A 20318-nucleotide genomic window follows, 5' to 3' on the forward strand; every position below is an offset into this window, starting at 1 on the left:
AGGGTTCCCCGCGTCTGGCCGGGCGCAAGCGGCGGCTCTACTATTGCGCACCCCTCATGCTCCGCCTACCGGATTCCCATGCGCACACGCACCGCCCTGGCTTTGCTCTGCACCCTCGTATCGGCGCCTTCCTGGTCGGATGAACCGCCCGCCCTGATCGAAAATTCGCTGGGCATGACCTTTGTCCGCGTGCCGGCCGGCAGCTTCCAGATGGGCAGCGACGAGACGCCCGAGGCGCTGGCGCGCGACTATCCGCTTTACCCGCCGGACCGCTACGCCCAGCTGTTCGATGAAGCGCCGGTGCATACGGTGCGCATCACCCGTCCGTTCTACCTGGAACGCACGGAAGTCACCGTGGGCCAGTTCCGCCGCTTCATCGAGGCGTCCGGCTACGTGCCGGAGTCGGAGGCCGACGGCACCGGCGGCTATGGCTACAACCCGCAGTACGACCCCGACAAATCCGAGCGCGGCGACGCCTTCGAAGGCCGCGACCGCCGCTATTCCTGGCGCAATCCAGGCTTCGCGCAAGGCGATGACCATCCCGTGGTCAACATCAGCTGGAACGACGCCACGGCGCTGGCCCGCTGGCTGACCCAGACCGAAGGCAAGGTCTACCGCTTGCCCACCGAAGCCGAATGGGAATACGCCTGCCGCGCCGGCGCGCGCACCCGCTACCAGAACGGCGACGATCCCGCCGCCATGCCCGACGTCGGCAACGGCTTCGACGCCGACGCCGCGCCGCTCTGGCCCAAATGGCAGGCGCATGCCTCCGCCCGCGCCGACGGCAACGCCTTCACCGCCCCGGTCGCCAGCTATGCGCCCAATGCCTTCGGCCTGTACGACATGCACGGCAACGCCTGGGAATGGGTCTCGGACTGGTATGGCGAGGACTACTACGCGCATTCACCCGTGGACGACCCGCAAGGCCCCGCCAGCGGCAACGTGCGCGTACGGCGCGGCGGCTCCTGGCATACCTGGGCGTTGTACACGCGCGCCTCCTACCGCAACTGGAACACGCAGGAAACGCGCTATCCTCTGGTGGGATTGAGGCTGCTGCGGGAGGCGGATTGAAACAAGACTGGATATTGCGAGCCGCGCCCTCGGGCCAGCTGGAGCGCATCGAAGCCTATTTCGGCGGTCCAGGCTACGGCATGCACCGCCACGACACCTACGCCATCGGCCGCACGCTGTCAGGCGTGCAGAGCTTTCACTACCGCCGCGGACTGCGGCACAGCCTGCCCGGCGGCACCATCGTGCTGCATCCCGACGAAGTCCACGACGGCCAGGCCGGCACCGAGGCCGGTTTCCACTACCGCATGATCTACGTCGAGCCGGCGCTCATCCAGCAGATCCTGGGCGGACGGCCGCTGCCATTCATCCCGGGCGGCATCTCGGCCGATCCACGCCTGTACGCCGCCAGCGCCAGCCTGCTGCAGGACACGCATGATCCGATCGATCCGCTGCAGGAAGACGACGCGCTGTACGAGCTGAGCCATGCCCTGTGCGCCGCGGCTGGCGGCAAGCCCGGCCGCCGCAGCGCCGACTACGCCGCGGCCGAGCGCGCCCGCCAATACATCCACGCCTCGCTCGAACGGTCCATCACCCTGGAACAGCTGTCAGCGGCCGCAGGCACGGACCGCTGGAGCCTGTCGCGCGACTTCCGCGCGCTGTTCGGCACCAGCCCCTACCGCTACGTAATGCTGCGCCGCCTGGACCAGGCCCGGCGCCTGATCGCCGCGGGCATGCCGCTGGCGCAAGCGGCCGCCGCGTCGGGCTTCACCGACCAGAGCCACCTGACGCGCCGCCACGTCCAGACCTACGGCATGGCGCCCGACCGCTGGCGGCGCATGCTGCGCCGCTGAACGCGGATTCGCGCAAAGCTGCTCGATCGTACAAGACGGCGTCGGCGCAGCCTTCTATGCTGGGGTTTGCTCAACCCTATGCGACAGTCCTCCCCATGCCCGAAATCCGCACCATCAACTTCGCCGACAAACTGGCGCTGATCTCCGAACACTGGATGCCCAAAGTCGTCGCCGAGATGAACGACTACCAGTTCAAGCTGGTGAAAATACAGGGCGAATTCGTGTGGCACAGCCATGCCGACACCGACGAGACCTTCATCGTCATCGAGGGCCGTCTGCGCATCCAGCTGCGCGACGGCCACATCGACCTGGGCCCTGGCGAAATGGCCGTGGTCCCCAAGCGCGTGGAGCACAAGCCCTGTGCGCCCGAGGAAGTCAAAATGCTGCTGATCGAGCCGCGCGGCGTGCGCAACACCGGCGACCAGGGCGGCGAGCGCAGCGCTCCCAACGACGTCTGGATCTGAGCCCGCCGCCATCTGCTAAGGTGTAATCCCATCAGGAGCAAGCCATGTCAAAGATCATGCTCGTCACCGGCGGCGGCCGCGGCATCGGCGCCGCCGTCGCCAGGCTGGCTGCCCGCCGCGGCTACGCGGTAGGCGTCAACTACCATTCCAACGCCGACGCCGCGCGCGCGGTGGTCGAGGAAATCGTGCGGGGCGGCGGCCGCGCCGTCGCGCTGCAGGCCGACGTCTCGCAAGAGGACCAGGTGCTGCGCATGTACGGCGAACTGGACCAGCAGCTGGGCCGCATCGACGCGCTGGTCAACAACGCCGGCATCCTGGAGCAGCAGATGCGCGTGGACCAGATGAGCGCCGACCGCCTGCTGCGCGTGCTGTCCACCAATGTGGTTGGCGCCTTCCTGTGCGCCCGCGAGGCAGTGCGCCGCATGTCGACGCGCCATGGCGGCCAGGGCGGTGCCATCGTCAACGTCTCGTCCGTGGCCGCCCGGCTGGGCTCGCCCAACGAGTATGTGGACTACGCCGCCTCCAAGGGCGCCATGGACACGATGACCATCGGCCTGTCCAAGGAAGTCGCGCCTGAAGGCATCCGCGTCAACGGCGTACGTCCCGGCACCATCTACACCGACATGCACGCCAGCGGCGGCGAACCCGGCCGCGTCGACCGCCTGAAGGGCGCGATTCCGCTGCGTCGCGGCGGCACGGTCGAAGAAGTCGCGGGCGCCGTGATGTGGCTGTTCTCGGATGAGGCCGGCTACACCAGCGGTTCGTTCATCGAGGTGTCCGGCGGCAATTGAAACGCCGCTACGGCTTGGCGTCGGAAGCAATGACTTTGTGCTCGTGCCTGGCGGCGATGCGCGCCTCGACGCGCCGCAGCACTGCCAGCACGAACAGCGCCATCACGGTGCTGACCACGGCGGTGGCTTCGCGTCCCATGCCCGCCGCCACCCCGATCGCCGCCGTCATCCAGATGCCTGCCGACGTGGTCAGCCCGCGGATCTCGCGCTCGTCGCTCAGCTTGATGATGGCGCCCGCCCCCAGGAAGCCGATGCCGGCGATCACGCCCTGCAGCACGCGGCTCAGGTCGCCGACTTCCATGCCGCCTTGCAGCGGCACCAGCACGAAGATCGCCGCCCCCAGCGCCACCAGCATATGGGTGCGCAAGCCGGCGTCCTTGCCGCTGCGCTCCCGCTCATAACCCAACAGGCCGCCCAGCAGCATGGCCATGCCCAGGCGCAGCACGATGCGGGTCGCCTCGCCCACATCGGGGATGTCGGCGAATTCGCTGCGCACGGTGGACCAGATTTCCAGCCAGATTTCCGTCATCGCCGTCCCCTCATGGGAAATGGTCGGACCAGCATAGCAGGCGCCGCGCGACGGCTGCCATACTGCGCACGCACTGGCACATGTGGGCACAACTGGTTTACAACCGACCTGGCGTCGCGCGGCATCGCGGACGGAAACGACCGGAGGGTTACATGGATTTGCAGCTAGACGGTAAACGCGTGCTCATCACGGGCGCATCCAAGGGCATAGGCCTGGCCTGCGCGCTGGCCTTCGCCCGCGAAGGCGCCGAACCGATACTGGTGGCGCGCGACGATGCGGCGCTGCGCACGGCGGCCGAGACCATACGCGATGCGACCGGGAAGCAGGCGCGGGCCGTCACGCTGGACCTGGCCCAATCCGGCGCGGCGCAACGCCTGAGCCAGGAAGCGGGCGATATCGACATCCTGGTGAACAACGCCGGCGCGGTGCCGGGCGGCGCGCTGGACCAGGTGCAGGACGAGCGCTGGCGCGCGGGCTGGGAACTGAAAGTCCACGGCTACATCGACCTGGCCCGCCACTACTACCCGCGCATGCGCGACGCCGGCGCGGGCGTCATCGCCAACATCATCGGCATGGCGGGCTCCGCGCCGCGCGCCGACTACATCTGCGGCGCGGCGGGCAATGCCTCGCTCATCGCCTTCACTCGCGCCCTGGGCGGGGATGCGCCGCGCCACGGCGTGCGCGTCTTCGGCGTGAATCCTTCGCGCACCCGCACCGACCGCGTGCTGACGCTGGCCAAGCAGCGCGCCCAGGCGCGCTGGGGCGACGAAAACCGCTGGCAGGAGACGCTGTCGGACCTGCCTTTCGGACGCCTGATGGAACCCGGTGAGGTGGCCGACATGATCGTCTTCGGCGCCTCGCCGCGCGCGGGCTACCTGAGCGGCACGGTGATAGACCTGGACGGCGGCGAGCAGTACGCGCGTTGAAGCCCGTCCCGCATGTCTGGCCCTAGGCGGCCTGGCGCCAGCCCGCCAGCAGACCGGGCAAGGCGGCCATGTCGGTGAACACGTGGGCCACGCCCACGCCGCGCAAGGCTTCGGCGCCGCTATGCCCATTGGCATCGGGGCTGTAGCCGAACACAGTAGCGCCGGCGGCCACCCCAGCCGTGGCGCCGGTCACCGTGTCTTCCACGATGGCGCAACGCCGAGGGTCCACGCCCAGCGCCTGCGCAGCGGCCAGGTACACGTCCGGATAGGGCTTGCTGCGCGGCATTTCGTGGCCGCTGAAGACCCGCTCGCGAAAGCAGTCGGCAATGCCGACCTTGGCCAGCTGCAGCTCCACCTTGCGGCGGTCCGCGCCCGAGGCCACGGCGATGCGGCCGTCCAAGGCCACGTGCAAGGCCCGCACCGCGTCCGGCGCGCCGGGGATCTCGACCAGGTCGCGGTCCAGCGCGGCATTGCGGCGCTGGCGGAACTGATCGAACCAATCCGGCGTGATCGTGGCGCCCGTGCGCGATTCGATCAGCGGCAGTTCGTCCCTGACGGCCTTGCCCGTGAAGATCTGCATGGTTTCCGCATGCGTGATGCCCCAGCCCAACTCATTGAGCATGTCGGTCAGCACGCGGCTGGTGATGGGTTCGGAATCGACCAGGACGCCGTCGCAGTCGAACAGCACGGCATCGAAGGGAAAATCAGTCATTGCAGCAACGTCGGGAATGTCCATGAAGCCGGTAAGCATACTGCAGGCCTCCTGCGCGACGCAGGAGGCTCGCCCGGCATCAAATTCCGACAGACCTGATCCGCAACGGCGGGCCATGATCCCGCCGGCGCCGAGCGCACTGGACGCCGTCATGCGCTGAGCCCGCGACGGACGGGCTCCAGGCGACTTCGGCGCGGAACCTCAAACCATCCGTCCCAGTTTTCTATAATTGCATTTTGACAATTCAATATGCAAAATGACGGTCATGCATATCCCTGCCGTCACGCCCCGCCACGCCGCCTTCACCCTCAATGGCGTCCTCCATACCTGCCTGGACCTGCCCGGCATGTACGGCGCCCAGTACTTCCGCCTGCCCGTAGTGCTGCGGCTGCTGCTGGAAAACGCGCTGCGCAACATGCACGACGCGGAGCGCGACGCGGCCGCCGCGGCGCTGTTTGGCTGGCTGGAGCACGGCACCAGCGAAGCCGAGATCGCCTTCCAGCCCGGGCGCGTGCTGATGCACGACACCACCAGCACCCCGGCCCTGGTCGACATCGCCGCGATGCGCGACGCGCTGGCCGAGGGCGGCGTGGATCCTTCCGCGCTGAATCCCGTGCTGCCCGTGGACGTGTCGGTAGACCATTCGCTGGCGGTGCAGTCCTATGCGCGCGCCGACGCCGCGGAATTGAATCTGGACCTGGAGCTGCGCCGCAACGCCGAGCGCTACCGCTTCCTGCGCTGGGCCTCCAAAGCCCTGTCGAATGTGCGCATCCATCCGCCAGGCACCGGCATCATGCACACCATCAACCTGGAACAGCTGGCGACCGTGGTTTGCGGGCAGGAAGACGCCGACGGCATCGCGCTGCATCCGGACATGATGATAGGTACCGACAGCCACACGCCCATGGTCAACGGCATCGGCGTGCTGGGCTGGGGCGTGGGCGGCCTGGAGGCGCAGACGGTGATGTTCGGCATGCCCACGCTGCTGCGCATTCCGGACGTGATCGGCGTGCGGCTGACCGGCGCGCTGAGCGCGGGAGTCAGCGCGACCGACCTGGCGCTGACCGTGACGCAGCGCCTGCGCGAGATCCAGGTGTCCGGCGAATTCGTGGAGTTCTTCGGACCCGGCGTGGCCACGCTGCCGGCCGGCAGCCGCTGCGTGGTGGCCAACATGGCGCCCGAGTACGGCGCCACCACGGGCTACTTTCCCATCGACAGGCAGACGCTGGCCTATCTGCGCCAGACGGGCCGGCCCGAGACGCTGATCGCGCAGGTACAGGCCTACGCCGAGCGCGCCGGCATCGCCTATGACCCCGCTGCCGAGCCGCGCTACACCCGCGTCGTCGACATCGCGCTGGACCGCGTGCAGATGCATGTGGCCGGTCCGCGTCGGCCGCAGGACCTGCATCCCTACGGACACACCAAGGCCATCCTGGCCGGCTTGGCGGACGCGCCGGCAGTCCCTGCGCGCGGCCTGCCCCGCTACGCCGTGGCGATCGCAGCCATCACCAGCTGCACCAATACCTCGGATCCACGGCTGCTGTCCGCAGCTGGCCTGCTGGCCCGCAAGGCGCGCCAGGCCGGCCTGCGCGTGCCCGCCTGGGTGAAAACCTCATTGGCTCCCGGCTCGCCCGCGGCGGCGGCGTATCTCGCGCGCGCCGGGCTGCTGGAAGATCTGGCCGCCGTGGGCTTCGACATCGTGGGCTACGGCTGCACCACCTGCATCGGCAATTCCGGCCCCCTCCCCGAACCTGTGCGCGCGGCCATGGCGGCGGGCGCGGTCCATCCCGTGGCGGTGCTGTCCGGCAACCGCAATTTCGCTGGCCGCATCCATCCGGACCTGGACCTGGGCTTTCTCATGTCGCCGGCGCTGGTCATCGCCTACGCGTTGGCGGGCGACGCCGAACGCGACCTGAGCTGCGAACCCGTGCAGACCGCCCCCGACGGCCGCGCCGTCCATCTGCGCGAGCTCTGGCCTGACGACGCGGAGATAGACGCCGCGCTGGCCGCCGGCCAGCAGCCCGCCGATTACCGCCAGGCCTTCCGGATCGCCAGCGCCAACCCGGCATGGCATGCGCTGCAATCGCCGGACTCGGCGCGCTTTCCCTGGGACCCCGCCTCCACCGCGCTGCGCCGCCCGCCGTTCGCCAGCACCGAAGCGGCCGGCCAGTTGGGCCGCTACACCGCGCATCCCCTGCTGGTGCTGGGCGACGACGTGACCACCGATCACCTGTCGCCCGCCAGCGCCATTCCGCCGGACAGCCTGATCGCCGACTTCCTGGTCGAACGCGGCGACGACCGCAACGACCTGAACGTCTTCGCATCGCGCCGCGGCAACTGGCAGGTCATGCTGCGCGCCGCGTTCTACAGCAAGAGCCTCGTCAATCTGCTCATACCCGAAGCGCCGGTTGGCCACACCCTGCATGCGCCCAGCGGCCGGGTGGAGCCGATCTGGGAGGCCGCCGGCCGTTACGCCCGGGCCGGCCAGCCCGTGGTCCTGGTGGCAGGCGAACGCTATGGCACGGGTTCCTCGCGCGACTGGGCCGCCAAAGGACAGCGCCTGCTGGGCATCCGCTGCGTGCTGGCGGTCAGCTTCGAACGCATCCACCGCTCCAACCTGATCGGCATGGGCATCCTGCCCTTGCGCCTGCCCGCCGGCGTCACGCCGGCAACACTGCGCATCCGGCCCGGCGACCGGATCGAGATCGATGCCCCGGCCGCCGCGCTGACGCCGCGCATGCCCGTGGCCGTGCGCCTAATGCGCGCCGGCGGCGCCGCCGAGACGCTACAGGCGACGGCGGCGGTCGAGACCCGGCTGGAAGTCAGGCTGCTGCGCATGGGCGGCGTCATTCCCGCTATCCTCTCGGACACCATCCATTCCGCCGTCCGCAACGCATGAGCGCCCAATCCAATACCGCCGCGAAAATCCTGGCGCTGATCCAGGCAGACCGCCTGCCCGCGGGCGCGCACCTGACCGCGCAGAAGATCGCCGACCGGCTGCGCCTGTCGCGCTCGCCGGTCAACGACGCGCTGGGCATCCTGGAGCAACGCGGCATCGTCTCGCGCAAGCCCAACCGCGGCTACTTCCTGGAACGGGATCACGCCGCGCTGGCGGACTTGCACGGGGACCTGGCGCCGCCCTCCGTCGACGACATCGTCACGCACAGCTACTTCAAGCTGGCCGATGAACTGCTGCGCGGCGAACTGCCCATGCAATGCAGCGAAGCGCTGCTGCGCGCCCGCTATGGCCTGACGGCGGCGCAGACCCAAGCCCTGCTGGGCCGCATCGCGCAGGAAGGCTGGGCAGAGCGGCGGCCCGGCTATGGCTGGGAATTTTCATCCATGATGACCACCCCTGACAGCCTGCTGCAGTCCTACCGCCTGCGGCTGGCGCTGGAACCGGCCGCGCTGCTCGAACCGGGATTTCACATCGACAAACAGGTGCTGGCGCGTTGCCGCGCGGCCGAAAAGCACCTGCTGGACGGCGGCATCGCCACCGACACCGCCGACCAGCTGCACGAGCGCGGCGTACGCTTCCATGAATCTCTGGTGGAGGCCTCGGGCAATCCCTTCTTCATCGACGCGATCAAGCGGGTGAACCGCGTGCGCCGGCTGCTTTCGTACCGATCCATGCAAGACCGCAGCCGCTACAAGCAGCATTGCGAACAGCACCTGGCCATCCTGGACCTGCTGGAACACGAACGCAACGAAGAGGCCGCGGCGCAGCTGGCGGAGCACCTGCGCAGCACGCTGGACAACCTGGCCCGCATCAGCGGGCTGCTGGCGTCCTAGCGCCGGTCAGAAGTCCATCGACGCGGATAGCATCAACGTGCGCGGCACCCCTTGGGAGATCGTGCCATACGAGGCCACTCCCGACCAGTAAGCCTTGTTGAACACGTTCACCACGTTGGCCCGCAGCGTGAGGTCCTTGCCATAGACCTTGGTGGCATAGCGTGCGCCCAGATCGAAGGTGGTCCACGATGGCACCGACTGGGTATTGGCCTGATTGATGTATTCGCTGCCGGTGTGCATCACGCTGCCGGTCAGGGTCAGGCCCGCGACCCAAGGCGTATCCCATTCCGCGCCCAGGTTCACCGACACCTTGGGCACGCCCACCGGCCGGTTGCCGACCAAAGCACTATTGCCGGCGCGCGTCAGCTCCGCGTCCAGCCAGGTCACGCCGCCCAGCAGGCGCAGGCCGCGCCACGGTTCGCCGGCCAGGTTCAGTTCCAGGCCCCGATTGCGCTGCTCGCTGTCCGCGCCGTACACGCCGTTGGTCAACTGGCCGCTGGGCTTGGTGATCTCGAACGCGCTCAGGGTCAGCATGGCGCTGTCCAGGTCCACCTTCACGCCCACTTCCTTCTGCCGGGCCTTGTAGGGCTTGAACACCTGGCCAGCGTTGGAGGCGGTGGCCGGCGCCACGTCGCCCTTGCTCAGGCCTTCGATGTAGTTGGCATACAGCGAGACATTGCTCCAGGGCTTGATGACGATGCCCGCCAGCGGCGTGGTCGCGCTTTCGTCATAGCTGACGGTGCGCGCGCCGGTCGTGGCATTGAAATTGCGGGATTGGATGCGCTGCTGGCGCACGCCCAGCGTAAGCTGCGCGCGCTCGTCCAGGATGCTGAGCGTATCGGCCAGCGCCAGGCCGGAAAGATCGGACGAGGAAATCTTGGGCACGTTGGCCGGCGCCGGGATATCTTGCTGCGGCCGCGTGATCGGATGGTAGATGTTCGACGTGAGCGGCGTACCCGTCACGCTGGCCTGCGAATTCCGGTCGCTGTACAGGCTGCCCATAAAGCTGATGGCATGGCGCACCGGGCCTGTGTCCAGCTTGGCGCGCAGGCCTGCGTTGTAGGTGCTGCGGTTGACTTCGAACCTGAAGTTGTTCGGCGTGACCACCGTGTCCCCCGCCGCGTTGACGATGGTGGGCGTCTGGTCCGACAGGCGCGCCACGTTCGTGTCCGAGCCGCCCGCGTCGGCGAATACCGTCAAGCGGTCGCTGATGTCGTACTCGACCCGCAGCAGGGCCGATTGCCCGTCTGACTTCCACCAGCCCCAGGGCTGGGTGGCGTTGCGCCGTCCATCTGCCGCATGCGGCACGTCGATGCCGGCGGCCACCAGGAACGGCCGCGTGGGCGCGTCGATCTTTTCATTCTGCGTCAGCAGGTCCAGCGAGGCGCGCAGCCGCTCGCCCTGGTAGTCCAGCGACAGCGCGCCGATGTCGGTGCGCGAATACAGATTGTCCAGCGGCGTATCGCCCTGGCGGTGCATGCCGTTGACGCGCACGCCCCATTCCCCGTCCTTGCCGAAGCGACGGCTCAGGTCCGCGCGCGCGCCGAATTGCGAGTCGCCCACATAGTCGGCGGACACGCGGCTCAGGTCCTGCGGCAGCGCCCGCTTGGGCACCATGTTGATCACGCCGCCCACGCCGCTGTTGGGCGACATGCCGTACAGCAGCGCGGCCGGCCCTTTCAGCACTTCGACCCGCTCGATGTAGTCGGTGAAGACGTGATAGTTGGGCGCCACGCCATAAACCCCGTCAAAGGCGATTTCGCCCAAGTTGCCTTCGCCGATGGGAAAGCCCCGGATGTAGAACGAGTCGGTCACGCCGCCGATCTGTCCGGTGAAACGCACCGAGGGTTCAACGTTCAGCGCGTCGGCCAGCGTGACCGCCTGACGGTTCGCCAACAGGTCCGAGGTGTAGTTGGTGACGTTGAACGGCGTATCCATCACGTCGCGGTTGCCCAGCAGGCCCAGGCGTCCGCCCCTGGCCACCTGGCCGCCCTCGTACTCCGCCGGCAGCGCGAAGGGAGCCGCAGCGGCGCCGGCGACGGTGACCGCGGGCAGCACGGTGGCGGACTCGTCGGACCCCGACGGCAGCTTGCGCAGCGAATAGGCGCCGCCGCCCTGCTCCGACAAGCCATAGCCCGACCCCGACAGCAAACGGGAAAAGCCTTCCTTCACGGTGTAGTCGCCGTCCAGTCCGTTGCTGTGCAGTCCCGCCACCATGGCCGGATCGAACGACAGCGGCACGCCCGCGACGGCGGCGAACCGGGCCAGCGCATCGCCCAGCGGGCCTGCCGGGATCGCGTAGGACTTGCGCGCCGCCGCGCTGACGGCGTCGGCGGCCAGCGCTGGCGGCGTGGTCCCCGCCCCAGCCAGCAGGGCCAAGCCCATGCCGGCGGCCCGCAGCAGCGCCGCCAGCGGCGGCAGGACAGCTGTTCCACGGGCCGGGCATGGCGGACGGGAGATTCGGGAAACCATGAAGCTATCCTTCGTAAGGGTCTGGGTGGCGCGCGATACGCGGCGGTTCACCCGGTACACCGGACGAAGCGGAAAAAAGGTTCAGCCCGACTGAGATTAATTTGTAACGCCGGCGCGGGCGGCAACCGTGGTCCAGTACGGCGTGATCCGGCTCACTCTCACGGGCAGGGTCTTTTCCAGCAACCGCAAGCTGGCATCGGTGTCGTTCAAGGGAAATGCCCCCGATACCCGCAGCCCTGCCACCGCCGGATCACAGCGCAACACGCCGCGGCGATACCGGCCCAGCTCATCCACCAGGTCCGCCAGGCGCCAGTCGCGCACGGCGAGCATGCCCTGCTCCCATGAGGCGGCCGTGGCGTCCACCGCCGCCTGGGGCCGCACCTCGCGCCCATTGAAGACGGTCTGCTGCCCGGCCGGCAGCACCGTGGCGCCGGCCCCCGCCGACTTGGGCCGGATCTCCACTGCGCCCTCGAACACCGCCACGCGCACGGCGTCGCCTTCGTCGCGCACCAGGAACCGCGTGCCCAGCGCGCGTATCGCGCCTTGCGCGGTCTGGACGACAAAGGGCCGCTGCAGCTGTGGCGAGTCGCGGCCCGTGGTCAACAGGATTTCGCCCGCCCGTAGCCACAACGTGCGCTGCCTGGCGGTGTATTCGATATCGACCGCGCTGGCCGTGTTGAGCACCAGCTGCGTGCCGTCGGTCAGGTTCATGCGGCGCTGTTCGCCCGTCGCAGTGCGCGCATCCGCGCTCCATTCGCGCCAGGGCAGCTCGCGTCCGGCCAGCCAGGCCGCCGGTCCCAGCACCAGCAGGCCAGCCAGCGCCCGCAGCGCCTGCCGGCGTCGCGGGCGATCCAGCCGCCGCAAGGTATCGGCGGCGACACGCGGCGGCACCTGGCCGAATCCGCGCAGCATTTCTTCGGCACGCTGCCAAGCCGCGGCGTGCGCGGCGCTACGGCCGCGCCAGCGGTCGAAGGACTCGCAGTCCGCCGGCGACAAGGTCTCGGATTGGAAGCGCACCAGCCAGCCGGCCGCTTCCTTCAGGATGGCGGGATCGATCACGCGTCGGCCTGGCTTGCGATCAGGCATGCGGCCAGCGCCGCCTGCACATGGCGCTTGACCGTGGACAGCGACACGCCCAGGCTTTGCGCGATCGCGTCGTAGCCCATGCCGTCGAACTGCGACATCAGGAAGATCTCGCGCGTTTTGGCGGACAGCGTCCGCAACGCCGTATCGATGGCGCGCAAGGTTTCCAAAATCAGGGCGCGCGCTTCGGGCGAAGGCGCCTGCTGCTCGGGCAATTGCGCCAGCGCGGCCAGATAGGCCTCTTCCAGCGCCCGCCGGCGCCAGTGGTCCACCACCAAACCCTTCGCAATGTGGGTCAGCAACGCGCGCGGCTCGGCGCCCGCGTCCGTCCTGCGCCGCCCGGCCATCAGCCGCACGAAGGTATCGTGGGCCAGATCCGCCGCGTCGAAAGAATTGCCCAGCTTCCTGCGCAACCAGGCCGACAGCCAGCCGTGATGGTCACGATAGAGTTGCGCGACGGGATCGGCGGGCGGCGAGTCAGACGTAGGCAAGGCGCACCTGGCTATAGAATATAAATAGGAACTATTTATATTCTAGCGTATCCCCCCGCCCGCCATGGACGCGCCCGCGGCTACAGCGGCATGCCAGGCGCCGCACGGGTAATGCTTGGTAGCGGACAGGCCTGCCTATCCCGTCAGTAATCCATGGGAACGTGGCTTTGCGCCTCTCGCAGTTCCTGGATGTGGCGCTCGGCTTCCTGTCTTTCGACGGCTGGCGGCAAAGGGCGCCAGCTCACCATGTTGCCGGGCGTTTTCACCGGCATCCAACCCAGCACGCTGTACAGCGTGATGGCCGTGCATCCTGTGTCGTATCGCGTTTCGTAGTACCCCTGCCGGTCCGGCTTGGTATCGCCGGACGTCCAATCCAACTGAGACATCCACGTCTCCTCTTTCTGAAGCTTGTAGTCCCGCCACCGGGCGAACGACGCTTGATCGTATAGCGTCCCCGTGTGCCTGTGCTGCCACCTTGCGCCCGCTTTGCAATTCTTGATAGAGGGGAATCCCTGACATTCTGTTAGGCGTCGATTGCTAAACCGGGAAAAGCGGGGCTAGGATGTAGCAAAATATTCTTACAAACACGGGAGCGGGGGGGTCTTCGCTTGCACGGACTATTGGGCGAACCGCCATGCCGAAACTGGCCCTGATGCGTTATCCAAAAGATCGGCTGGCTGCGCTGGCGGGCGCGAGCGCGCTGCGCGCCATACGCGAGGGCCTGCTCTGGACCCTGCCGTGCCTGCTGGTCACGGCGCTGTTCCTGGTGCTGTCCGTCGTCGCCCGGCAACTGGGCCTGCCAGCCACCGTCGTGGAACTGCTGACCGCCGTCCACGACAAGCTGACGAACCTCATGCCTATCCTGGCCGGCACATCCATCGGCTACATGCTGTCGTTCCGCCACCGGGTGCCGCATCTGCCCACCGCGTTCCTGTGCCTGTCCTACGTGATGATCGCCGACGGCCTGATGGCGCCCTACCCCCAGGCCGCCGCCACCCTGGTTCTGTTCATCGCCATCGTTTCGCCCTTGTTGACCGTGCCATTGATGGCGTGGCTGCACCGCCGCCGCTGGACCCAGCTGGCGCCCGACGGCGTTATCAGCGAAAACGTCCGCGACACGCTGAACATGGTCGTGCCGGGCCTGCTGACGGCCACCCTGGTCGTGCTGGCGTTGTCCGCCGCGCTGCAGATTCCCGCCGTGGCGCAATTCAACATCCCCTTGAGCCTGGCCTCGCTGGACAGCCCCTTCACCTCGGGCGCGCTGGTCGCGGGCCTGAATTCCCTGCTGTGGTTCTTCGGCATACACGGCTACCACGCGCTGGCTCCCCTGATGAGCGTCATGGACCAGGCGGTCATGCTGAATGCCGCCACCCAGTCCGCCGGCTACGAAGGCATGTATGCCTTGAACAGCACCCTTCTGGGCGCTTTCGTCTTCATCGGCGGATCGGGCGCGACGCTGTCGCTGGCGGTGGCCATGCTGGTGTTTGCGCGCGGCGAATCGCTGCGCCTGCTGGCGCTGGCCAGCCTGCCAGTGGCGCTGCTGAACGTGAATGAAATCCTGCTGTTCGGGCTGCCCCTGATCCTGAATCCGCGCCTGCTGGCGCCGTTCATCCTGGCGCCGGTGACCAACGCCATCCTCGCTTTGGCCGTCGTGCAGCTGGGCTGGCTGCCTTCCGCGACGACGACCCTGCCGCTGACCTCGCCGGTGCTGTTCAACGCCTACATCGCGGCCGGCGGCAGCCTGGGCGGCGTGGCGCTGCAGCTGGTGCTGGTGGCGCTGGGCGCGTGTTTGTACGCGCCCTTTGTCGTCGCGCTGGAGCGACAGCGCCAGGAAAGCGCCACCGTCTACTTCAAATCGCTGGACACGACCTTCACCCGGTTGCAAGAAGAATCGCTGCTGTACGCGCACGATCCCGTGGTGCAGACCTATGCCGACCGCGCGCGCCGCAACGCCGAAAACACCCGCATCCGCGCCATCAGCCAATACGACTTCCATCTGGAGTTCCAGCCGCAGGTGTCATTGCGCAGTGGCCTGTGCACGGGCTGCGAAGCGCTGCTGCGCGCCACCGGCCCCGACGGCGCGCGGCAAACGCCGGTGGAATTCCTGCGCTGGCTGGCGCAGGCCGACCTGATGCGGGAGGTGGACCTGTGGGTGGCCAGGCAGGCCGTGCAGCAATGCCTGCAATGGCGCAAGCGCGACTTCGCCTTGCCGATGACCATCAACGTCACGGCCGGCACGCTGACGTCCGGCGACTACCTGGAGAAACTGATCAAGGTGCTGGCGCAGGCTGGCGGCCAGGTCTCGGTCGAGCTGACCGAGGACGCGCTGGTGGAGGACACGCAGGCGCTGCACACCGCCTTCGACCGCCTGCACGCAATAGGCGCCCGTATCTACATCGATGATTTCGGCACCGGCTATTCCGCCCTGAGCTATCTGCACCAGTTCGAAATCGACGCGGTCAAGATCGACCGCAGCTTCGTCGTGGCGCAAGACAGCGCCCGCGGCGCGCTGGTCCTGAACGGCCTGCTGCGCTTTTGCGAAGCGCTGAACCTGCAGATCGTGGTGGAAGGCGTGGAAACGGACCAGCAGCTGATGGCGCTGGAATCCCCCGCCGAGATCGTCGTGCAGGGGTGGTACTACAGCAAGGCATTGTCGGGCGACAGCCTCATGGACTACGCGCGGCAGCGTCAGGCTGCACCGCCGCTGCGGGCGCAGCCTGCGCCCGCGGCGCCTACTTGATGCCGATGAACGGCAGGGCCGCGTTCGGCACCTGCGTGGTCGGCAGCACGCCGTCCCACTTCTCCACCGCGTTCAAGCTCACAAGATTGGTGTTGGCGGCCAGGGCCTCGGCCTTGGCGCGGATCGCGGCCGCTTCGGCGTCGCCGCGCATGCGGATGCCGTCGGCCTCGGCCGTGAACTGCTGGCGGCGCGCGTCGGCTTCCGCCTTGGCCTTCACCACCTGGATTTCGGCGTTGATCATCGCCGTTTCCTTCTGCTGGCGGGTCGTCTCGATCTGCACTTGCGCCAGCATGCGCTGTTCGATCGAATGCTCATAGGCCTGCGAGAAGCCGACTTCCTCGATCTGCACGCCCACCACCTGCACCGGCGCGCCTTCCATCGTCTTGAGCACGGCAGTGTTCACGTCCTGGCCCAGCTTCTGGCGTTCCTGGATGGCGCGCACCGCGGTGTACTGGCCGAACACGTTCTTCACCGAATCCGGCGTCTTGCGCTCCAGCACGCGCATCTGCAGATTGCTGATGGTGCCGTACTCCGAGTACAGCTCGGCCACGTGCTCGGGCGGCACGCGATAGGTCACCGACACGCGTAGCGTGGCCGGCTGTTGGTCATAGCTGTAGGCTTCCAGCTTTTCAAACACGAACGTGTGGTCGCGCACCGACACCGTCATCACGTTGTCGATGAACGGCGTCTTGAAGTCCAGGCCCGGCTCCGACACGCGCACCAGCTTGCCGTTGCGCAGCACCACGCCGCGCTCGCCCTGATCGACCTGGAACCAGGAATCGAAAGCCAGGAACAGGATCAGCAAAAACAACACCGCCGTGATCAACGCGATCTTGAAACTACGCGGCTTTACGGCACCAATCGTCTTGACCATCTGGATATCTGTCGGCTTCACTTCGAATCCCTTTCTGATTTTGAACGTTTACGGTCCGAGAGCACGGCGGCGATGCCGCGCGCCAGCAAATAAGCGACCACGGCCGCCCCAACCAAGATCAGGAAATACCTCATCGTGCGTTCCCCCCCGGAAAATAAGCAGGGGATTCTATCGCGAGTGGAACATCAAACGAATTGTGGCGATTGTTGCGATGGCGACGGCAACAGACAGTGGCGCGAGTCCAACGACAGCGCTACGCTAGGCACCTCTACACTGCAGGAGCCGCAACCATGCACCGCACACCCTCAATGATCATTGCCATCCTTGCCTGTGCCGCCGCGCTCGGCGCGCCAGCCCAGGCCGCGCCGCCCGAGGGCAAAGGCAAGCCGGATCACGCGGGCCAAGGCAATGGCAACGGTAACGGCAATAGCAATGGCAAGAACAAGGGCCAGCAGAGCCAGGACGGCGGGGTCAGCGTCACGCTCAGCACCGCGGGCATCACCGTTTCCACCGCGCGCGGCTATGCCGTGCAGGCCGGGGCGACGGGCTATGGCTCGCTGCCGCCGGGCATACGCAAGAACCTGGCGCGCGGCAAGCCCCTGCCTCCGGGCATCGCCAAGAAGATGGTGCCCGGCCCCATGCTGGCGCGCCTGCCCGTGCACCCGGGCTACGAATGGCGCGTCGCGGGCAGCGACCTGATCCTCGTGGCCATCGCCACCGCCGTCGTCGCGGACGTCCTCACGGGCGTGTTCAACTAGGCGCCGCGCGTCATGGACGCCGCCACGCGGCGTCCATAGTTCCTAGCATCAGGCCGCACACTGTTACGTCCCTGCCGCGGATCTATCTGCTACCGTTGAATCGCCTCGCGCCGCGGCCCTGGCCCGGCGCCCACGACGGAGACCGCGCATGCCACGTCCTTCCGAGTCCGCGCCGCTGATCGGCGTGATCCCCCCCTACATGCTCGATCGCCTGGCGCAACACGCCGACGCGCGGGTCAGCATGCCCGCGGTCAAGACGCTGATCATCGACCAGCAGCAGCGCAGCCTGCGCGAGATGGCGGTGCAGCCGCCGCGCGCCAAGCCAGCCCGCCCCAAGAAGGCGGCGCCCGCCGGCACACCCCAGCGCGCCGTGCACGACGCCGCCAACACCACCACGCTGCCTGGCAAGCTGGTGCGCGCCGAAGGCGCCCCCGCCAGCGGCGACGTGGCAGTGGACGAAGCCTATGAACATCTGGGCTCGACCTACAAGCTGTTCTGGGATGTCTACAAGCGCCACTCCATCGACGGCCAGGGCCTGCCGCTGGTGGGCACCGTGCATTACGGCGAAGACTACGACAACGCCTTCTGGAACGGCGCGCAGATGGTGTTCGGCGATGGCGACGGCGAAGTGTTCAACCGCTTCACGGTGGCGGTGGACATCATCGGCCACGAGCTCACGCATGGCGTGATCGACGCCGAGGCCGCCCTGCTCTACCAGGGCCAGTCCGGCGCCCTGAACGAATCCCTGTGCGACGTCTTCGGCGCGCTGGTCAAGCAGCACACGCTGGGCCAGCACGCGCGCGACGCCGATTGGCTGGTGGGCGCCGGGCTGTTCAAGCCCAGGATCCGCGCTCGCGCGCTGCGCTCCATGGCGGAGCCCGGCAGCGCCTACGACGATCCCCTGCTGGGCAAGGATCCGCAGCCCGCGCACATGCGCGACTACGTGGACACGCCAAACGACAACGGCGGCGTGCACATCAATTCCGGCATTCCCAACCGCGCCTTCTATCTGGCGGCCACAGCGCTGGAAGGCCCCGCGTGGGCCGGCGCGGGCCGCGTCTGGTACGACGCGCTGTGCGACAAGCGCCTGCGCCACGACGCCGACTTCGTGCAGTTCGCGAAACTGACACTGGCCGTCGCGGCGGAACGCCATGAGGCCGCCGTGCGCGACGCCGTCGCCCGGGCGTGGGCCGGCGTGGGAGTCCAGACATGATCGAGCTGCCGTCCCTGGACCTTGCCATGCTGGTGCGCCTGACCCGCGAAGGCGGGCTGGCCTATGTGCCCGCATTGGCGCAGCCTCGCAGCATCGACCTCGTCACCTGCCCGCCGGACCTGCGGCAGGAGGTCTGCGACGCCCTGCAACGCGCCGCGCCGGTGGCCGTTCCGCGCTGCGCACCGGCGGGCGGCGACCAGCGCTACTTCCACGTCGAGGTCGTGTACGAAGGCGACGGCGTCGCGGACATCAGCTTCGACGTGCCGGAGACCGACGCGCCCGAGCCGCTGGTGCGCTTGTGGAAAAGCCGGGCCGGACAGCCTTGAGCGCGGCGTCCCGGTATTGCCCGATCTGGATGGCGCGGCCCGCGTAAAGGCCGGTAGCCGCCATCGCCAGGCACAAGACCGCGCACAGGGCCAGCGCCAGGCTCCAGTCTCCCTGCGTGTCATGCAGCGTGCCCGCCAGCGCAGGGCCGCTTGCCGCGAACAGATAGCCCACGCATTGCGCCATGCCCGACAGCGCCGCCGCCTGCTGCGCATGGCTGGCGCGCAGGCCCACGAATGCCAGGCCGAGGATGATGCCGCCGCCCGTGCCCAGTCCCATCAGGACGATCCACAGCGTCGCCCAGCCAGGCGCGACGATCAGGCCGGCAAACGCGACAAACGAGGCCACGGCCGAGCAGAACGCCGCGCCGCGCTGGTCCTTCAGGCGCCGCACCACCGGAGCCAGGAACAGGGCCGGGACGGCCGACATGAGCTGCAGCAGGCCATGCAGCGCGCCGGCGCGTTCCGCCGTGTAGCCGGCATCGCGCAAAATGGCCGGCAGCCAGCTTACGCCCACATAGAACACGAAGGAATTGATGCCCAGGAACAGCGTCACCTGCCACGCCAGCGCAGAACGCCACAAGCGGGGGCCGTGCGGCGCATGCGCCGTGGATGCCGCAGGCGCGGTGTGGTTGGCCAGTTGCGGCAGCCATAGCAAGGCGCTGAGCACGGGCACCACCAGCAGGCAGCCCGAGGAAAAGCGCCAGGTCGCGTCGGACAGGCCGGCCAGCGGGATGGCGATGGCGGACGCCAGCCCCGCGGCCAGGCTCATGGTCAGCACGTAGGCCGAGGTCAGGCCCGCGACCTGCTGCGGGAAATCGCGCTTCAAGAGGCTGGGCAACAGCACGTTGCCGATGGCGATGCCGGCGCCGATGACCACGGTGCCCAGGAACAGGCTCCAGGCCGGCCCCAGCGTGCGCACGACGATGCCCGCCGCGACCAGCAGCATGGCGGCAAACAAGCTGCGCTCCAGCCCGTGGCGGCGCGCCAGGCCCGCGGCGAACAGCGACACCACGGCAAAGGCCAGCAGGGGCAAGGTGATCAGCATGCCCGCGGCGGTGGCGCTCAGCCCCAGCTGCTCGCGGATCATGCCGGTCAGCGGCGGCACGCCGGTAATGGGCGCGCGCAGCGCCATGGACATGCAAAGAATGCCGGCGATCAGCAACACGGGATGGCCGGCGGGACGTTTGGAAGTAAGGGGATGCGAATTCATGCCATCAGCTTAAGCATCGCCGCCTTCGCCGAATTTCGACATAATGACAAATTATCCCTAAATTCGGTCAAGGTG

At 68.0% G+C, this 20318-nt stretch carries 19 protein-coding genes; 11 read left to right on the forward strand and 8 right to left on the reverse strand.

Annotated elements, in window-relative coordinates; all coding sequences use genetic code 11:
• Window positions 1-78 precede the first annotated feature (78 nt).
• The 4 genes from IB258_RS13165 (at window position 79) to IB258_RS13180 (ending at window position 3117) form a co-directional block, all read left to right on the forward strand.
• Complete coding sequence (locus IB258_RS13165; RefSeq protein WP_156337327.1) at window positions 79-1071, forward strand: formylglycine-generating enzyme family protein; 993 nt, start codon at window positions 79-81, stop codon at window positions 1069-1071.
• Window positions 1068-1862 carry an AraC family transcriptional regulator gene (locus IB258_RS13170; RefSeq protein WP_119451084.1) on the forward strand — a complete coding sequence of 265 codons (795 nt, stop codon included), beginning with the start codon at window positions 1068-1070 and terminating at the stop codon, window positions 1860-1862. Before IB258_RS13165 ends, IB258_RS13170 begins: the two co-directional genes overlap by 4 nt.
• A 95-nt stretch (window positions 1863-1957) precedes the next feature.
• Complete coding sequence (locus tag IB258_RS13175; RefSeq protein WP_192352678.1) at window positions 1958-2326, forward strand: cupin domain-containing protein; 369 nt, start codon at window positions 1958-1960, stop codon at window positions 2324-2326.
• Window positions 2327-2370: 44 nt separating this feature from the next.
• Window positions 2371-3117, forward strand: coding sequence for an SDR family oxidoreductase (locus IB258_RS13180; protein WP_054451682.1), 747 nt, complete (start codon window positions 2371-2373; stop codon window positions 3115-3117).
• Between the two features lie 7 nt (window positions 3118-3124).
• On the opposite strand, the gene IB258_RS13185 is transcribed toward IB258_RS13180, so the two are convergent.
• Window positions 3125-3646 (reverse strand): MgtC/SapB family protein, encoded by a 522-nt coding sequence (locus tag IB258_RS13185; RefSeq protein WP_054451683.1) that lies wholly within the window; start codon window positions 3644-3646, stop codon window positions 3125-3127.
• A 152-nt stretch (window positions 3647-3798) separates the two neighbouring features.
• On the opposite strand from IB258_RS13185, the gene IB258_RS13190 reads away from it, so the two are divergent.
• Entirely contained in the window at window positions 3799-4572 is a 774-nt protein-coding gene (locus IB258_RS13190; RefSeq protein WP_054451684.1) for an SDR family oxidoreductase, read from the forward strand.
• A gap of 22 nt (window positions 4573-4594) precedes the next feature.
• Here IB258_RS13190 and IB258_RS13195 read toward each other — a convergent pair whose 3' ends face one another.
• On the reverse strand, window positions 4595-5284 hold the full coding sequence (locus IB258_RS13195; protein WP_175160182.1) for an HAD family phosphatase: 690 nt from the start codon (window positions 5282-5284) through the stop codon (window positions 4595-4597).
• A gap of 265 nt (window positions 5285-5549) precedes the next feature.
• Here IB258_RS13195 and acnA point away from each other — a divergent pair, with 265 nt between their 5' ends.
• Together acnA and IB258_RS13205 are read left to right on the forward strand one after the other, a co-directional pair.
• On the forward strand, window positions 5550-8183 hold the full coding sequence (acnA, locus tag IB258_RS13200; protein ID WP_192352679.1) for an aconitate hydratase AcnA: 2634 nt from the start codon (window positions 5550-5552) through the stop codon (window positions 8181-8183).
• A complete protein-coding gene (locus IB258_RS13205; RefSeq protein ID WP_175160187.1) occupies window positions 8180-9076 on the forward strand; it encodes a GntR family transcriptional regulator in 897 nt (298 codons plus the stop codon). The genes acnA and IB258_RS13205 overlap by 4 nt, the downstream gene beginning before the upstream one ends.
• Window positions 9077-9082: 6 nt before the next feature.
• Here IB258_RS13205 and IB258_RS13210 read toward each other — a convergent pair whose 3' ends face one another.
• From IB258_RS13210 to IB258_RS13225, 4 genes are all read right to left on the reverse strand, one after another.
• Window positions 9083-11548: a TonB-dependent receptor gene (locus IB258_RS13210; RefSeq protein WP_175160189.1), complete on the reverse strand. Its 2466-nt coding sequence runs from the start codon at window positions 11546-11548 to the stop codon at window positions 9083-9085.
• A gap of 96 nt (window positions 11549-11644) precedes the next feature.
• A complete protein-coding gene (locus IB258_RS13215) occupies window positions 11645-12634 on the reverse strand; it encodes a FecR domain-containing protein (RefSeq protein WP_175180710.1) in 990 nt (329 codons plus the stop codon).
• Window positions 12604-13122 carry a sigma-70 family RNA polymerase sigma factor gene (locus IB258_RS13220; protein WP_192352680.1) on the reverse strand — a complete coding sequence of 173 codons (519 nt, stop codon included), beginning with the start codon at window positions 13120-13122 and terminating at the stop codon, window positions 12604-12606. Before IB258_RS13220 ends, IB258_RS13215 begins: the two co-directional genes overlap by 31 nt.
• A 143-nt stretch (window positions 13123-13265) precedes the next feature.
• Window positions 13266-13508, reverse strand: coding sequence for a hypothetical protein (locus IB258_RS13225; protein WP_054451693.1), 243 nt, complete (start codon window positions 13506-13508; stop codon window positions 13266-13268).
• Window positions 13509-13756: 248 nt separating this feature from the next.
• Here IB258_RS13225 and IB258_RS13230 point away from each other — a divergent pair, with 248 nt between their 5' ends.
• Window positions 13757-15862: a PTS sugar transporter subunit IIC/EAL domain-containing protein gene (locus IB258_RS13230; RefSeq protein WP_054451694.1), complete on the forward strand. Its 2106-nt coding sequence runs from the start codon at window positions 13757-13759 to the stop codon at window positions 15860-15862.
• On the opposite strand, the gene IB258_RS13235 is transcribed toward IB258_RS13230, so the two are convergent.
• Window positions 15855-16736 carry a prohibitin family protein gene (locus IB258_RS13235; protein ID WP_119449450.1) on the reverse strand — a complete coding sequence of 294 codons (882 nt, stop codon included), beginning with the start codon at window positions 16734-16736 and terminating at the stop codon, window positions 15855-15857. The genes IB258_RS13230 and IB258_RS13235 overlap by 8 nt on opposite strands.
• Window positions 16737-17026: 290 nt before the next feature.
• On the opposite strand from IB258_RS13235, the gene IB258_RS13240 reads away from it, so the two are divergent.
• The 3 genes from IB258_RS13240 to IB258_RS13250 all read left to right on the forward strand — a co-directional run bounded on the left by IB258_RS13240 (window position 17027) and on the right by IB258_RS13250 (window position 19033).
• The gene (locus IB258_RS13240; protein ID WP_192329206.1) at window positions 17027-17494 is read left to right on the forward strand and encodes an anti-virulence regulator CigR family protein; all 468 of its coding nucleotides are present in this window, start codon (window positions 17027-17029) and stop codon (window positions 17492-17494) included.
• A gap of 148 nt (window positions 17495-17642) precedes the next feature.
• Window positions 17643-18707: a M4 family metallopeptidase gene (locus IB258_RS13245; protein WP_192352681.1), complete on the forward strand. Its 1065-nt coding sequence runs from the start codon at window positions 17643-17645 to the stop codon at window positions 18705-18707.
• On the forward strand, window positions 18704-19033 hold the full coding sequence (locus tag IB258_RS13250; protein WP_119449453.1) for a protealysin inhibitor emfourin: 330 nt from the start codon (window positions 18704-18706) through the stop codon (window positions 19031-19033). The genes IB258_RS13245 and IB258_RS13250 overlap by 4 nt, the downstream gene beginning before the upstream one ends.
• Here IB258_RS13250 and IB258_RS13255 read toward each other — a convergent pair.
• Complete coding sequence (locus tag IB258_RS13255) at window positions 18957-20243, reverse strand: MFS transporter (RefSeq protein ID WP_192352682.1); 1287 nt, start codon at window positions 20241-20243, stop codon at window positions 18957-18959. The two genes, IB258_RS13250 and IB258_RS13255, sit on opposite strands and share 77 nt — an antisense overlap.
• Window positions 20244-20318: the final 75 nt, after the last annotated feature.

The organism is Achromobacter sp. ACM02, from assembly GCF_014851605.1.
GTDB lineage: Bacteria > Pseudomonadota > Gammaproteobacteria > Burkholderiales > Burkholderiaceae_B > Achromobacter > Achromobacter aegrifaciens.

What these genes read in the sequence shown, in the direction of transcription:
- IB258_RS13175 (WP_192352678.1), top strand. Translation starts at nt 1,958, where the DNA reads ATGCCCGAAATCCGCACCATCAACTTCGCCGACAAACTGGCGCTGATC.
- IB258_RS13255 (WP_192352682.1), bottom strand. Translation starts at nt 20,243, where the DNA reads ATGAATTCGCATCCCCTTACTTCCAAACGTCCCGCCGGCCATCCCGTG.
- IB258_RS13165 (WP_156337327.1), top strand. Translation starts at nt 79, where the DNA reads ATGCGCACACGCACCGCCCTGGCTTTGCTCTGCACCCTCGTATCGGCG.
- IB258_RS13195 (WP_175160182.1), bottom strand. Translation starts at nt 5,284, where the DNA reads ATGACTGATTTTCCCTTCGATGCCGTGCTGTTCGACTGCGACGGCGTC.
- IB258_RS13250 (WP_119449453.1), top strand. Translation starts at nt 18,704, where the DNA reads ATGATCGAGCTGCCGTCCCTGGACCTTGCCATGCTGGTGCGCCTGACC.
- IB258_RS13230 (WP_054451694.1), top strand. Translation starts at nt 13,757, where the DNA reads ATGCCGAAACTGGCCCTGATGCGTTATCCAAAAGATCGGCTGGCTGCG.
- IB258_RS13180 (WP_054451682.1), top strand. Translation starts at nt 2,371, where the DNA reads ATGTCAAAGATCATGCTCGTCACCGGCGGCGGCCGCGGCATCGGCGCC.
- IB258_RS13185 (WP_054451683.1), bottom strand. Translation starts at nt 3,646, where the DNA reads ATGACGGAAATCTGGCTGGAAATCTGGTCCACCGTGCGCAGCGAATTC.
- IB258_RS13225 (WP_054451693.1), bottom strand. Translation starts at nt 13,508, where the DNA reads ATGTCTCAGTTGGATTGGACGTCCGGCGATACCAAGCCGGACCGGCAG.
- IB258_RS13205 (WP_175160187.1), top strand. Translation starts at nt 8,180, where the DNA reads ATGAGCGCCCAATCCAATACCGCCGCGAAAATCCTGGCGCTGATCCAG.
- acnA (WP_192352679.1), top strand. Translation starts at nt 5,550, where the DNA reads ATGCATATCCCTGCCGTCACGCCCCGCCACGCCGCCTTCACCCTCAAT.
- IB258_RS13235 (WP_119449450.1), bottom strand. Translation starts at nt 16,736, where the DNA reads ATGGTCAAGACGATTGGTGCCGTAAAGCCGCGTAGTTTCAAGATCGCG.
- IB258_RS13190 (WP_054451684.1), top strand. Translation starts at nt 3,799, where the DNA reads ATGGATTTGCAGCTAGACGGTAAACGCGTGCTCATCACGGGCGCATCC.
- IB258_RS13210 (WP_175160189.1), bottom strand. Translation starts at nt 11,548, where the DNA reads ATGGTTTCCCGAATCTCCCGTCCGCCATGCCCGGCCCGTGGAACAGCT.
- IB258_RS13245 (WP_192352681.1), top strand. Translation starts at nt 17,643, where the DNA reads ATGCCACGTCCTTCCGAGTCCGCGCCGCTGATCGGCGTGATCCCCCCC.
- IB258_RS13215 (WP_175180710.1), bottom strand. Translation starts at nt 12,634, where the DNA reads ATGCCTGATCGCAAGCCAGGCCGACGCGTGATCGATCCCGCCATCCTG.
- IB258_RS13240 (WP_192329206.1), top strand. Translation starts at nt 17,027, where the DNA reads ATGCACCGCACACCCTCAATGATCATTGCCATCCTTGCCTGTGCCGCC.